General features: G+C 65.7%; 14 protein-coding genes and 2 tRNA genes. 8 read left to right on the top strand and 8 right to left on the bottom strand.

Going from position 1 to position 13822, the window contains the following annotated elements; all coding sequences use genetic code 11:
• Window positions 1-19 precede the first annotated feature (19 nt).
• The 4 genes from V5740_RS06000 to accC all read left to right on the top strand — a co-directional run bounded on the left by V5740_RS06000 (window position 20) and on the right by accC (window position 2875).
• Complete coding sequence (locus V5740_RS06000) at window positions 20-433, top strand: holin family protein (RefSeq protein ID WP_347304161.1); 414 nt, start codon at window positions 20-22, stop codon at window positions 431-433.
• Between the two features lie 64 nt (window positions 434-497).
• Window positions 498-950, top strand: a complete 453-nt coding sequence (gene aroQ, locus V5740_RS06005; protein ID WP_347304162.1) for a type II 3-dehydroquinate dehydratase — start codon at window positions 498-500, stop codon at window positions 948-950.
• A 67-nt stretch (window positions 951-1017) separates the two neighbouring features.
• Entirely contained in the window at window positions 1018-1521 is a 504-nt protein-coding gene (gene accB / locus V5740_RS06010; RefSeq protein ID WP_347304163.1) for an acetyl-CoA carboxylase biotin carboxyl carrier protein, read from the top strand.
• Window positions 1522-1525: 4 nt separating this feature from the next.
• On the top strand, window positions 1526-2875 hold the full coding sequence (gene accC, locus V5740_RS06015) for an acetyl-CoA carboxylase biotin carboxylase subunit (protein ID WP_347304164.1): 1350 nt from the start codon (window positions 1526-1528) through the stop codon (window positions 2873-2875).
• A gap of 22 nt (window positions 2876-2897) precedes the next feature.
• Here accC and V5740_RS06020 read toward each other — a convergent pair whose 3' ends face one another.
• Window positions 2898-3362, bottom strand: a complete 465-nt coding sequence (locus tag V5740_RS06020; protein WP_347304165.1) for an Lrp/AsnC family transcriptional regulator — start codon at window positions 3360-3362, stop codon at window positions 2898-2900.
• Between the two features lie 220 nt (window positions 3363-3582).
• Here V5740_RS06020 and V5740_RS06025 point away from each other — a divergent pair.
• Window positions 3583-3655: transfer RNA gene (locus V5740_RS06025), tRNA-Ile, on the top strand.
• A 35-nt stretch (window positions 3656-3690) separates the two neighbouring features.
• Window positions 3691-3767 (top strand) — tRNA-Pro (locus tag V5740_RS06030).
• Between the two features lie 28 nt (window positions 3768-3795).
• Here V5740_RS06030 and V5740_RS06035 read toward each other — a convergent pair.
• The gene (locus V5740_RS06035) at window positions 3796-4692 is read right to left on the bottom strand and encodes an AraC family transcriptional regulator (protein WP_347304166.1); all 897 of its coding nucleotides are present in this window, start codon (window positions 4690-4692) and stop codon (window positions 3796-3798) included.
• A 154-nt stretch (window positions 4693-4846) separates the two neighbouring features.
• Here V5740_RS06035 and V5740_RS06040 point away from each other — a divergent pair, with 154 nt between their 5' ends.
• Window positions 4847-5572 (top strand): SDR family oxidoreductase, encoded by a 726-nt coding sequence (locus V5740_RS06040; protein ID WP_347304167.1) that lies wholly within the window; start codon window positions 4847-4849, stop codon window positions 5570-5572.
• Between the two features lie 44 nt (window positions 5573-5616).
• Here V5740_RS06040 and V5740_RS06045 read toward each other — a convergent pair whose 3' ends face one another.
• From V5740_RS06045 to V5740_RS06055, 3 genes are read right to left on the bottom strand one after another with little or no spacing between them, the layout of a single operon-like run.
• The gene (locus V5740_RS06045; protein WP_347304168.1) at window positions 5617-6795 is read right to left on the bottom strand and encodes a carboxynorspermidine decarboxylase; all 1179 of its coding nucleotides are present in this window, start codon (window positions 6793-6795) and stop codon (window positions 5617-5619) included.
• A 13-nt stretch (window positions 6796-6808) separates the two neighbouring features.
• A complete protein-coding gene (locus V5740_RS06050; RefSeq protein ID WP_347304169.1) occupies window positions 6809-7174 on the bottom strand; it encodes a hypothetical protein in 366 nt (121 codons plus the stop codon).
• On the bottom strand, window positions 7174-8385 hold the full coding sequence (locus V5740_RS06055) for a saccharopine dehydrogenase family protein (protein WP_347304170.1): 1212 nt from the start codon (window positions 8383-8385) through the stop codon (window positions 7174-7176). Before V5740_RS06055 ends, V5740_RS06050 begins: the two co-directional genes overlap by 1 nt.
• 106 nt (window positions 8386-8491) lie before the next feature.
• Here V5740_RS06055 and V5740_RS06060 point away from each other — a divergent pair, with 106 nt between their 5' ends.
• Entirely contained in the window at window positions 8492-9463 is a 972-nt protein-coding gene (locus V5740_RS06060) for a pyridoxal-phosphate dependent enzyme (RefSeq protein ID WP_347304171.1), read from the top strand.
• A gap of 373 nt (window positions 9464-9836) precedes the next feature.
• Here V5740_RS06060 and V5740_RS06065 read toward each other — a convergent pair whose 3' ends face one another.
• From V5740_RS06065 to otsB, 3 genes are read right to left on the bottom strand one after another with little or no spacing between them, the layout of a single operon-like run.
• Window positions 9837-11228, bottom strand: coding sequence for a trehalose-6-phosphate synthase (locus tag V5740_RS06065; protein WP_347304172.1), 1392 nt, complete (start codon window positions 11226-11228; stop codon window positions 9837-9839).
• Window positions 11225-13042, bottom strand: coding sequence for a glycoside hydrolase family 15 protein (locus tag V5740_RS06070; RefSeq protein ID WP_347304173.1), 1818 nt, complete (start codon window positions 13040-13042; stop codon window positions 11225-11227). Before V5740_RS06070 ends, V5740_RS06065 begins: the two co-directional genes overlap by 4 nt.
• On the bottom strand, window positions 13039-13782 hold the full coding sequence (gene otsB, locus V5740_RS06075) for a trehalose-phosphatase (RefSeq protein ID WP_347304174.1): 744 nt from the start codon (window positions 13780-13782) through the stop codon (window positions 13039-13041). The genes V5740_RS06070 and otsB overlap by 4 nt, the downstream gene beginning before the upstream one ends.
• Window positions 13783-13822 lie beyond the last annotated feature (40 nt).

A 13822-nucleotide genomic window follows, 5' to 3' on the forward strand; every position in this document is an offset into this window, starting at 1 on the left:
TCATATCCGGAGCTTGCCCATGGCTGTTTTCGAAACCCTCATCTCCCCAATTGCCTCGCTGATCGACAAGATCATCCCCGACAAGGAAGCGCAGGCCCGCGCCAAACTGGAATTGCTGAAGCTGGAAGGCACGCATGAGCTGGAGACGATCCGCACCCGCCTGTCCGCCATTGTGGCGGAAGCGGAATCCAGGGATCCGTGGACCAGTCGTGCACGGCCGTCCTTCCTCTATGTCATGTATCTCATGATCCTCATGGCCATCCCCATGGGCGTGCTGTCCGCGTTCCGCCCGGAAGCGGCGGCCAGCATCGCCAGCGGCATGAATGCCTACCTCAACGGCTTGCCGGAAGAGCTCTACGTCCTCTTCGGCACGGGCTATCTCGGCTACACCGCCGCCCGCCAGTGGGGTAAGGCGAAAGGCGCACCGCAATAGCTTTACCGATCCTGCCCCGGCGCTATGCAGACATTGCACTGCAGCGCCGGGGAGTTTGCCTGCCATGACCCAGACCGTACTGGTCCTGAACGGACCCAACCTGAACCTGCTGGGCACCCGCGAGCCGGAGATCTACGGCAACGAAACGCTGGACGACATTGCCGAACGGCTGGAGAACCTGGCGCGGACCCTGGACCTGACGGTCGACCTGCGCCAATCCAACCATGAAGGGCATCTGGTCGACTGGCTGCACGAGGCGCAGGCGCGCGACGCCAGGGGCGTGATCCTCAACGCCGGTGCCTTCACCCATACCAGCGTGGCGCTGCACGACGCCATCAAGGCGGTCCGCACCCCGGTGCTGGAGGTGCACCTGTCCAACCCGCACACGCGGGAGGCATTCCGCCATCACAGCTATGTCGGCATGGCCGCGAAGGGCACCATCGCCGGCTTCGGTGCTTTAAGCTACGAACTGGCGTTGCGCGCCATCGCGCAGCTCCAGACCAAGGTTGCCCCCTGACACTTGCTTTGCAGCAAGGGTGACCCCATAGGCCCGCGTTTATCGAATTACACCTTGGAGGTACCCCATGGTCGCAGACACGGGCGCGGATAATGCCGTGCCAGCGATGAAGATCGACAGCACGCTTGTGCGCGAATTGGCCGAGATGCTGGTCGATACCGGCCTGACCGAGATCGAGGTCGAGGAAGGTGCGCGGCGTATTCGCGTAGTGCGGCAGAACATCATCAGCGCCCCGCCCATCACACAGGCGGCCATGCCGGTCGCCGCACCGGCCGCCCTTCCCGCCGCCGCCCCGGCCGCTGCCGCGCCGGCGGCAGCGGAGCAGGCACCTGACCTTGCCAACGCCCTGCGATCGCCGATGGTCGGCACGGCCTATCTCTCGCCCGAACCGGGCGCGGCCCAGTTCGTGAAGGTGGGGGACCGGGTGAAGGCAGGCGATACCCTGCTGATTGTCGAGGCGATGAAGGTGATGAACCCGATCACCGCCACGACTGACGGCGTGGTGCAGGAGATCCTCATCACCAATGCCCAGCCGATCGAATTCGACCAGCCGCTGATGGTGATCGGCTGAACCGATGGGAATTTCGCGGATACTGATCGCCAATCGCGGCGAGATCGCGCTGCGCATCCACCGCGCCGCGCATGAGATGGGTATCGAGACCGTCGCGGTGCATTCCACCGCCGACGCCAACGCCATGCATGTGCGCCTTGCCGACCATGCGGTGTGCATCGGGCCGCCGGCCGCTTCGGAAAGCTATCTCAACATCGCCGCGATCATCGCCGCGGCGGAGATCACCGGCGCGGACGCGATCCATCCGGGTTATGGCTTCCTGTCGGAAAACGCGCAGTTCGCGGAGATCGTGGAGGCACATGGGCTCGCCTGGATCGGTCCCAAGCCCGAACATATCCGCACCATGGGCGACAAGGTGGAAGCCAAGCGCACCGCCGGCGCGCTCGGCCTGCCCTTGGTGCCAGGGTCGGATGGGGCGCTGACCTCCGTCGAGGAGGCGATGCGGGTCGCGGATGAGATCGGCTATCCCGTGCTGGTCAAGGCTGCCAGCGGCGGCGGCGGACGCGGCATGAAGGTGATCCCCGGCCCCGACATGTTGGAAAGCCTGATGCGTCAGGCCAAGAGCGAGGCCAAGGCCGCGTTCGGCGACGACACGGTCTACCTCGAGAAGTATCTCGGCAATCCGCGGCACATCGAGTTCCAGGTTTTCGGCGACGGCAACGGCAACGCCGTCCATCTGGGCGAACGCGACTGTTCGCTTCAGCGCCGCCATCAGAAGGTGCTGGAGGAAGCGCCCTCCCCCGTGCTGAGCGCGGCCGAGCGTGATCGCATGGGCGGCATTGTCGCCAAGGCAATGTCAGACATGGGCTACCGCGGCGCAGGCACGATCGAGTTCCTGTGGGAGAACGGCGAGTTCTACTTCATCGAGATGAACACCCGTCTGCAGGTGGAACATCCGGTGACGGAGGCGATCACCGGCGTCGATCTGGTACGCGAACAGATCCGTGTTGCCGAAGGCAAGCCCTTGTCCGTGACGCAGGACGAGATCACTTTCACCGGCCACGCCATCGAATGCCGCATCAATGCGGAGGATCCGTTCACCTTTGCTCCCTCCCCCGGCAAGGTGTCGGCCTACCACGCGGCGGGCGGCATGCATGTGCGCGTGGATAGCGGGCTCTATGCCGGTTATTCGATCCCGCCTTATTACGACAGCATGATCGCCAAGCTGATCGTCTACGGCCGCACGCGCGAGGGCTGCATCATGCGCCTGCGCCGCGCGCTGGAGGAGATGGTGATCGAAGGCGTTAAGACGAACATCCCGCTGCATGGTGCGCTGCTGCACGAGGATGACGTGCTGAGCGGCAATTATTCGATCAAGTGGCTGGAGGAATGGCTCGCCCGCCGCGAGGGTTGAGGACGATCGTGCCCGGTGCCCGTCAGTCGAACGGGACGCCGGGCTCGTTCTTGGCGGTGCGGATCGTCAACGACGTCTTGACGCTGGCGACGTTGGGTGCGGGCGTCAGCTTGCTGGTCAGGAATTCCTGGAAGCTCTGCAGATCGTGGCTGACGATCTTCAGGATGAAGTCGATTTCACCGTTCAGCATGTGGCACTCGCGCACCTCCGGCAGGGTGCGGATATGATCCTCGAACGCGCGCAGGTCTTCCTCCGCCTGGCTCTTCAGGCTGACCATCGCGAACACCGTGATGGCAAAGCCGAGCTTCGATGAATCGAGGTCGGCATGGTAGCCGCGGATCACGCCGGCGATCTCCAGGCTGCGGACCCGGCGCAGACATGGCGGCGCGGTCAACCCCACGCGGCTGGCAAGGTCGACATTGGTGATGCGGCCTTCCGCCTGCAATTCGGCCAGCAGCCTGCGATCAATCGCATCGAGCACCGCCATTTCATCTTTCTCCCAACACCTGCGATTGCGATGATGTGCGCGAAAGTAAGCGCACTTGCATCAGCAGGTTCACGTAACAAAGTTGTCCATGCCCGCAAGTCATAGCCATTGCAACAGCTTGATTGAGGCTGAGTTCTGCCCGTCCGGCATCCGACAAGACCCGCTTGCACGGCGAGCCCGGCGCGGCTAGGCGCAGTGGCGCAGCACGTGCGGTGCGAAGGGGCTCGTAGCTCAGCGGTTAGAGCTGGCCGCTCATAACGGCTAGGTCGCGGGTTCGAATCCTGCCGGGCCTACCGCGCATCGCACAGCCGCAGCCCCCAGGGGCGGTCGGGGAGTGGCGCAGTCCGGTAGCGCGCTTGCTTTGGGAGCAAGATGTCGCAGGTTCGAATCCTGTCTCCCCGACCAGTTCCCCTCACTCCACTGGTGCTTCGCCTCAAACGGGTGTCAGGATGCTACCGCTCATCTGCAGGCGCTGGATATCGCGGCGTGGTGGGGCGCCGAACAGGCGGGCATATTCGCGGCTGAACTGCGACTGGCTGTCATAACCGACGGCAAACCCGGCGGAGCCGGCACTGGCGCCCTGCGACAGCATCAGCCGACGCGCTTCCTGCAGGCGCAACTGCTTCTGGTATTCGAGCGGCGTCATGCGGGTCACTGCCTTGAAGTGCTCATGCAGAGATGACGCGCTCATGCCGGCTTCCGCCGCGATGTCGGCGACGCGCAGCTGCCGGTCGAAGCCGCGGCGGATGGTGGCTATGGCACGGCTCACCTGGCCCAGATGGCTGTCGCTGACCGCCATAGCCCGCAACGCCGGGCCCTGCGGACCCGCCAGCAGCCGGTAGAGGATCTCCCGCTCGATCAGGGGGGCAAGCGCGTCGATGGTCTCCGGCCGGTCGAGCAGACGCACCAGGCGACACGCGGCATCGATCAGGTCGGCATCGCTGGCGTGGATCGCCATCGGCGCCACGCCCGTCATCGGTGCTTTCTCACCCTCCACCAGGATCAGTTCCGCCAGCGCCGCCTGATCGATATCGATCTTGCAACACAGGTAGGGCGCATCCGGGCTGGCCTGCGTGACGTGGCCAACCAGCGGCAGGTCGACCGAGACCAGCAGATGATGCGCCGCATCGTAGACCAGCTTCTGATCCCGCAACGACACCTCCTTGGTGCCCTGTGCGATCAGGCAAAGCGAGGCATCATAAACGGCCGGGACAGGCGCCGTCGGCTCATCCGCGCGGAACAGCGACAGCCGGCCGATAGCGGTCGCCACCATGCCCGTGCGTGGGACATGCCGTTGCACCAGCGCGGCGAGGTCAGCGATGCGTTCCATGCGGTTGTTCTGGCATCCCCCGGCTGCCCTGCGCAAGCACAGCCAGTCACTTCCCGGAGGATCGTGCAAAAACTGCGGGCGATCGCTCTCACGCTGATGCCTGTCTTCGCGCCATCTGTGTGCAGCCCGATCGGGTGACAGGAAAGGAACGATAATGACCTCTTCGATCAACAAGACCGTGCTGATCAGCGGCGCTTCCGCCGGCATCGGCGAAGCGACCGTGCGGGAACTGGCGGGAGCGGGTGCGCGCCTGTTCATCGGTGCGCGCCGCACCGATCGGCTGGAAACGCTCGCTCGGGAGCTTGGCCCCAATGTCGCGTGGCAGGCGCTGGACGTGACCGACGCTGCCAGCTTCGCCGCCTTCGCCGACGCGGCCGAGCAGCGCTTCGGCCCGATCGACGTGCTGATCAACAATGCGGGCATCATGCCGCTGTCACCGCTCGCCGCGCTGAAGCAGGATGAGTGGACGCGCATGATCGACGTCAACATCCATGGCGTGCTCAACGGCATCGCGGCCGTGCTGCCCCGCTTCGTGGCGCAGGGGCACGGCCATGTGGTGAACGTCGCATCCATCGCCGCGCATGTCGTGCTTCCCAGTGCCGCCGTCTATTGCGCCACCAAGCACGCGGTGTGGGCGATCACGGAGGGATTGCGGCAGGAGCATGACGAGATCCGCAGCACCATCATCTCCCCCGGCGTCGTCGCCACGGAGCTGGGCCATGACATCACCGACCCAGCGATCGCCACCGCCCTTACGGAGTGGCGGCAGAAGTCGCTGACGCCCGACGCCATCGCGCGTGCGGTCCGTTACGCGCTGGAGCAGCCGGAGGGTGTCGACATCAACGAGGTGATCGTGCGCCCCACCGCGGCCAATATGTGACGGGGTGGCGGGGCGGCTCCAGTAGCCGTCCCCGCCCGCCCGCATCAGCTCAGCCGGTTGCGGAAATCCTCGTACTCGAAACGCTTGATGCATTCCAAAGCATCGGTATCGCTGTCCCACAGCCAGATCGACGGCAGCGGAACCCCGTTGAAGGTCGTCGTCTTGACCATGGAATAATGCGCCTGATCCAGGAAGGCGAAGCGCTCGCCGGCACGCGCCGGCACCGGCAGGCGGTAGTCGCCGATGACATCGCCCGCCAGGCAGGACGGGCCGCCCAGCCGGATCGGCTCGCCCTGGCCTTGCTCGGCCTCGCCCAGCATGGCGGGGCGATACGGCGCCTCGATCACGTCGGGCATGTGGCAGGTTGCCGACACGTCCGTGATCGCCAGCGGCATGGCGTTCCAATGGGTATCCAGCACCGTGCCGACCAGGATGCCGGCATCCAGCGCCACCGCCTCGCCCGGCTCCAGGTAGATCTCCGCGCCGGTATCCTCCGCCACGTCGCGCAGGAACTCGACCAGCTCCTCCCGCTGGTAATCGGCGCGGGTGATGTGGTGGCCGCCGCCGAAATTCAGCCATTTGATCTGCCCGAAATAGGGCTCCAGATGATCGAACAGCACATCCCAGGTGCGTTTCAGCGGCTCCAGGTCCTGCTCGCACAGAGTGTGCAGGTGGATGCCGTCCACCATCGCCATGTGCTCTTCCGTCAACTGATCGATCGGCCAGCCCAGGCGGCTGTGCGGTGCACACGGGTCATACCGGGGCACCTCCCCCTCGGCATGCATCGGGTTCACGCGCAGGCCGATGTCGAACCCGCCGCCGCGCACCCGCGCATCCTCCAAGATCAGGCTGGCGCGTTCCAGCTGCTGGGGCGAATTGAAGATCACATGGTCGGACAGCCGGCAGATCTCCGGCAGGTCCTCCGGCTTGTAGGCCGCGCAATAGGTCGCGATCTCTCCGTCGTAGAACTCGGATGCGAGCCGCGCCTCCCACAGGCCGGAGGTACACACGCCGTCGAGGTACTCGCCGATGATCGGCGCGACCGACCACATGGAGAACGCCTTCAGCGCCGCCAGCACCTTGATGCCCGCCGCATCGCGCACATCGGCCAGCATCTGCAAATTGGCGCGCAGCTTGGCCGCGTCGATGACGAAGGCCGGGCTGTCCACCCGATTCAGATCGAAATGGGCGAATGCGCCCGGATCGCCGGCTCTGGTTTCCATCAGTCCCCCGGAATCAATCTATACAGATCCCGCCGGTCGCTCGGCCGTTCTCCACCTTGGAGAAGCAGCCGAACGGCCGGTCGTCGGCCTGGCACTGGCCGGTGACCTGCGCATTGTCGGCGACGGCCTCGGTCACGACGCAATCGGCCGCGCACTGGCTGCCGTCGGTGCATGCCTTGCCCGCGTCGGCATAGGGCTTCACGCACAGCTCCGCCTGCAAGCGCCCGCGGCGTTCCACCACACCACCCGCCGCACGGCAATCGGCCGCGGCGCTGTCGGCCATGGTGGCGTTGGGGCCGATCGGCGCGCTCTCCTCCGCCGGGACAGGCGCGCAGGCGGCGAGCAGCGCCAGTGCGGTGACGATCAGCGGCCGCATCATCAGAACTCCAGCGGGGCGGAGAGCTGCTCGACCGTCCAGGGCAGGCCTTGCGTGTTCAGCATGTCCATGAACGGATCGGGATCGAACTCCTCCATGTTGAACACGCCCTTGCCTGTCCACGCACCCGTCAGCACCATGGCGCTGCCGATCATCGCGGGCACGCCGGTGGTGTAGCTGACCGCCTGGTTGCCGGTCTCGGCAAAGGCCTCCTCATGGTCGCAGATGTTTTTGATGTAGAAGGTCTGCTCCCCCGAACCGTCCAGCGCCTCGCCCGTGGCGATCACGCCGATATTGGTCTTGCCCTTGGTCGTGGAGCCCAGGCTGGACGGTTCCGGCAGCACGGCCTTCAGGAACTGCAACGGAATGATCGGGCGCCCTTCGTACATCACCGGGTCGATCCGGGTCATTCCGACATTCTGCAGCACGGTCAGGTGCTTGATGTACTCGTCACCGAACGTCATCCAGAACCGCGCCCGCTCCAATTCCGGCACGAACCTGGCCAGGCTCTCCAGCTCCTCGTGATACATCAGGTACATGTTCTTGGGGCCGACGCCCTCGAAGTCGAAGCCCTGCTTGACGCTCATCGCCGGGGTCTCGACCCACTCGCCGTTCTCCCAGTGGCGGGCGGGCGCGGTCACTTCGCGGATGTTGATTTCCGGGTTGAAGTTGGTCGCGAAGCTCTGCCCGTGATCGCCGCCATTGCAGTCCAGGATGTCGAGCCGGCGGATCGTCTTCAGCTTGTGCTTCTTCAGCCACATGGCGAAGACGCTGGTCACGCCGGGGTCGAAACCACTGCCCAGCAGCGCCATGATCGCGGCCTGCTTGAACCGGTCGTGGTACGCCCACTGCCAGTGGTATTCGAACTTGGCCTGATCCTTGGGTTCGTAATTGGCGGTATCGAGGTAATCGACGCCGGCTTCCAGGCAGGCATCCATGATCGGCAGGTCCTGGTACGGCAGCGCCAGGTTGACCACCAGCTTCGGCTGCACGCGGCGGATCAGGTTGACCATCGCCGGCACCTCCTCCGCATCGATTTCGTACGTGGCGACGTCCTGCCCGGTCCGCTCCTTGACGGAGACGGCGATGGCATCGCACTTGCTCTTTGTCCGGCTGGCGAGATGGATCGCGCTGAAGATCTCGGCGTTCATCGCCATCTTGTGCACCGCGACCGAGCTGACCCCGCCCGCGCCGATCACCAGGATTGTGGACATGCAAACTCCCATTTCGCAAAGCTGCGCTGCCGGCCATAACGCATGAGGCAGGGCACCGGCGCCAGCACAATGGCGCCCGTTTAGGCGAATGGAGCGGGTGAGCAAGATGAGTGTCGAAGCGGTCAGAATTCCGACACAGGCCGGCGTGGCGCGCGCGGCGGAGAAGATCGCGGCGATCCTGCCGCCCACCCCGCTGCTGCCGTTCACTTGTCGCGAACAGCAGGTGTACGCCAAGGCCGAGTGCCTGCAACCGATCGGCGTGTTCAAGATCCGCGGCGCCTGGCACCGCCTGTCCGACCTGACGGAGGAGGAGCGCGCGGCTGGCGTGGTCGGCGTGTCGAGCGGCAACCACGCGCAGGGCGTCGCCTGGGCCGCGCGGCGGCTGGGTATCGCGGCAGCGATCGTGATGCCGGCCGATGCGCCGCAGGTGAAGCTGGCGCGCGTGCGCGAATTGGGTGCGGAGGTCGTGACCTATGACCGGCGGACCGAGGATCGCGACGCCATCTCCCGCGCTCTGGCGGCGGAACGGGACGCGACGCTGGTTCACGCCTTCGGCGATGCATGGGTGATCGAAGGTCAGGGCAGCACCGGCATCGAACTGTCGGCGCAGATGCAGGCGCTGGCGGGTGGCGACCCTACGCGGATCATCACCCCGCTGGGCGGCGGCGGCCTGGCCGCGGGCCTCGCTCTCGCCTGCCCCGATGCCGAGATCGTGGGCGTGGAGCCCGAAGGCTGGGACGACGTCGCCCGCAGCCTCGCCACCGGCACGATCCAGCGCGTCGCTGCCGATGCCCCTGCCACCGCCTGCGACGCCTTGCAGACGCCCGCCACCTGGCCAGTCAACTTCGCCGTCCTCAACGGCCGCATCAGCGCGGTGACGGTGTCCGAGGCGGAGGTCCGCGCCGCCCAGCGCTTCGCCTTCGCGCAATTGCGGCTGGTCCTGGAACCCGGCGGCGCCACCGCGCTGGCCGCGGCGCTAGCGGGCAAGGTCGCGCTGGACGGGCGAACGGCACTGGTGCTGTCAGGCGGCAACACCGATGCGGCGAGCTTTGCCAGGGTGCTGGAGGAGGCGGCTTAAGGGTGGACTTACCTAAGCATCAATGGCCGGAATGGGTGGATTTCGGATCTTCGCCACAAGCTCACACGTCGTCCCGGACTTGATCCGGGACCCCGCTTCTTGATGCCACGCCAGAGGGTTAGCGGGCCCCCGGATCAGATCCGGGGGAAGATACTGATTTCGGCGCGGCAGATTTGGGACGTTTTCCGCCATTCCTGCCAGCGCCGCTGTCCTACATCAGGTGCATCTGTTATGGCACACCCATGCCCCGCCGGATTTCCTCGCGCACGCACTCAACGCCGGTCAGCTGCCGCGCCGCAGTACCTGACGCGGCGGCCCACGGTAGGTGTCAACTTAGTGTAAACTTCCAGCGCAAACCCTTGAAACAACACACTCACGCTGGCGCCGACACCCGCTCCAGATCGCCGATGAAATCCTCCGTCCAGCGCAGGACATTTTCCTCCCGCACGGTCACGATCAGCTGCTCCCACCGCGCCTTGCGCTCGGCCAGCGACATGTCCAGCGCCAGCCGGATGCTGTGGGCCACGTCATCCGGGCTGTACGGGTTCACCAGCAGCGCCTCGCCCATCTGCAGGGCCGCCCCGGCGAAGCGCGACAGGATCAGCACGCCCGGATCCTCCGGGTCCTGCGCGGCGACATATTCCTTCGCCACCAGGTTCATGCCGTCACGCAGCGGGGTGACCAGGCCGATCTTGGATGCGCGATAGAAGCCGAACAGCTCCGCCGTGCTGTAGCCCCGGTTGACGTACCGGATCGGCACCAGGTCCACATCGCTGCGTGCGCCGTTGATCATACCGGTCTTCTGTTCCAGCATCGTGCGGATCTTCTGGTACGATCCGATATCCTCCCGGCTGGGGGGCGCGATCTGGATGAACAGCAGGTCCTTGATCCGCTCGGGATAGGTGTCGAAAAACCGGCCGATGCCGTCGATCCGTTCGGGCAGGCCCTTGGAATAGTCCAGCCGGTCGACACCGATCATCGCGGTCCGCGTGCGGCTGGAATCCTTCAGCCGGCGGAACGCCGTCTTGGCCGCCATGGTCTGGCCCTGCGCCATGAAATGATCGTAGTCGACGCCGATCGGGTAAGCCTTGGCGATCGTGCGCCGGCCGTCCAGTTCCACCACGCAGCGTTCGTGATCGACCGTCGCATGCAGTTCCCGCTCGCAATAGTGCAGGAAGCTTTCCAGCCACTCGGTCGTCTGGAACCCGAGCAGGTCGTAATGCAGCATCGCCCGCACCAGCCGCTCGTGAAACGGCAGGCTGACGAACAGCCGCGTCGGCGGCCAGGGAATGTGGAGGAAGAAACCGATCCGGTTCTTGATCCCCCGCGCCCGCAACCTCTCGCCCAGCGGCATCAGGTGGTAGTCGTGGACCCAGACAGTATCCTCGGGCTCGATCAGCGGCAGCACGCTTTCGGCAAAACGTTCATTGACCCGCTCGTACCCGCGGCCGAACTCCTGCTCGTACTCGGTCAGGTCGATGCGGTAGTGGAACAGCGGCCACAGCGTCGAATTGGCGTAGCCGTTGTAGTATTCTTCGACATCCTGCTGTTCCAGGTCGATCGTGGCGGTGGTCACCCCGTCCGATCGCTGGACATTGATGTTGCCGGTGAACCTGTCGGTCTCCTGCCCCGACCAGCCGAACCAGATGCCGCCATTCTGCTTCAAGGCCGCGTTCAGTGCGCCGGCCAAGCCACCCTGGGCCCCTGCGGCCCCCCGTGCCTTGGGAACTGCGACGCGATTGGAAATGACGACAAGACGGCTCAACGGACAGTGTTCCAGTTCTTAGAGAGGAGGCCAGCGCAATTGATTACCCCAACGAGCGAATAGGTCTGGGGGAAGTTCCCCCACAACTCGCCCGTGACGAAGTCCATGTCCTCCGACAGCAGGCCCGACCGGGTGCGGTGGTCCAGCATGATGCAGAACAGCTCCCGCGCCTCGTGGTGCCGGCCCATCCGTGCTAGCGCATCGATCAGCCAGAAGGTGCAGATGTTGAAGGCGGTTTCCGGCGGGCCGAAATCATCCTCCCGCTGGTAGCGCAGCATATGCTCGCCCCGGCGCAGCTTGCGTTCGATCGCATCGATGGTCCCGGCGAAGCGCGGATCGTCCGGCTCCAGGAAGCGCATTTCCAGCAGCTGGAGCAGGCTGGCATCGAGGTACTCGCTCTCGAAGCTCGCCTTGTAGAAACCGTCCCGTTCGTCGGAATCCGCGACCCAGGCGTCGCGATCGATGCGGGTGCGAATGGCATCGGCACGATCGTGCCAGAGCGTCGCGCGATCCACCCTGCCCAGCCGCTCGGCCACATTGGCGAGCCGGTCACAGGCTGCCCAGCACATCACCACGGAATAGGTATGGACCTCTTCCCGGGTGCGGAATTCCCACAGGCCCGCATCGGGCTGATCGTGCATCTTCCAGGCCATCTCGCCCACCTGCTCCAGCCGGGCGAAATCACGTTCGTCAGCCACCCGCAACAGACGCTGGTCGAAGAACGCCTGCACGGTCGGCAGCACGATCTGGCCGTAGCAGTCGTGCTGCACCTGATGGTAGGCGGCATTGCCCACCCGTACCGGCCCCATCGCGCGATAGCCGGACAGCGCCGGCGCGACATTCTCCGTCAGCTCCGCCACGCCCATCACCGAATAAAGCGGCTGGATCTGCCCGCCACGCGCATCGTCCACGATGTTGCGCAGATATGCGAGGTACTTCTCCAGCACGTCGAGCGCCCCCAACCGGTTCAGCGCCTGCACCGTGTAGTAAGAATCGCGGATCCAGCAGAAGCGGTAGTCCCAATTACGGCCGCTGTCGGGCGCTTCGGGGATCGAAGTGGTCAGCGCGGCGACGATCGCGCCGGTTTCCTCGTGCTGGCACAGCTTCAGCGTAATGGCGCAGCGGATCACCTCCTCCTGCCACTCGAACGGAGTGGCGAGGCCGCGGACCCACAGCCGCCAGTATTTGCGCGTCTGCTCCTCCAGCTGCCGCAACTCGGCGCGAAGATTGCCGACGAACGGCTCGTCCGGCCCCAAGAAGAAGTGCTGATCGCTTTCCACCCGGTAGGTCTTGCCTGTCTCCACATAGCCGACGGGCGCATCGGTCGACAGGCGCAGCGTCTGCTCACCCAGCAGGTAGCGGATGTGGTTGCTGCCGCTGGTGGTGACAGGCTCGGCCGCGCCGTAATCGTGCACGGGAGCAAGCGTGATGGTCAGGCGCGGCACGCCGGCGACCGGGCGCACGATCCGCACGAACGCGACCGGGCGGTACATGCGCCCGGACCGTTCGAAACGGGGGCAGAAGTCGGTGATCTCCACCGCGCTGCCGTCCTCCGCCTCCAACCGGGTGACGAGGATCGGGGTGTTGCGTTCATATCGCTGCGTGGCGCGCACCTGCCCCTCCAGCGCGAAGCGCCACACTCCGCGATCCGGCCGCTCGCCATTCAGCAGGGAGCAGAACACCGGATCGCCATCGACCCGCGGGATGCAGCCCCAAACAAGGCCGGCGCGATCATCGATCATGCCGGAGACCTGGCAATTGCCGACCGGCCACAGTTCAAGGCTGGCGGGATTGGCGCCGTCCGCGGCGCTCACAGGCCGAGCCAGTCGTGAACGGCGATGACGTCAGGCAGCCGGTGCCGTGCGCGCGTAGGAGTGCGGTCGCCGACCAGGACGCCGAAGCCGCCCAGCGCCTCGGCCGCGCGGAAGCCATCCTCGTCGGTGATGTCGTCACCCACGAACACCGGCATGGCGCCGCTGAACGGCGCTACCTGCATGAAGGCACGCACCGCCCCTTCCTTGCTGACGCCGGGCCGCACAAGCTCGATCACGCTCTTGCCGCGCTTCACCTCCAGCAGGTGCACGGCCGCCAGTTCCCCCGCGAAGGCGAGGCCCGCCGGCTCCAAAGCAGGGTCGCTGCGATAATGGAGCGCCGCGCCGTGAGGCTTGGCTTCCAGCATGAAGCCGTGCGCGGCGGCGAAATCCTGCAGCGCAGCCTCGGCTTCCGGCGGCAGTGCCACCGGCGCATCACCCAGCAGCGAGCCATCGGCGAGTTCGCGGGCGATGCCATGCGATCCGGCACGTGCCACCCGCAAGGGCCCGAGATGCCGCTGCAGGTCGGGAATGGCCCGGCCGCTGACCAGGGCCAGCCGGCCGTCAAGCTGGTCAGCCAGGTCGGCCAGGCGATCCGCCAGACCATCACCGACGGTGATGCTATCGGGCGTCGGGGCGAGATCGATCAGGGTGCCGTCGAAATCGAGAAACAACGCTATTGGCCGGTCGGCGCGCAGAGCGGCGAGGGGCGGAGGCGACGGGGGGAGATTGTCCGGTAACATGCCAAATGTGTAGCCATGCAGGCCCGCCGGTCAACCGCTG

This window comes from Croceibacterium sp. TMG7-5b_MA50 (assembly GCF_039830145.1).
Taxonomy (GTDB): Bacteria; Pseudomonadota; Alphaproteobacteria; order Sphingomonadales; family Sphingomonadaceae; genus Croceibacterium.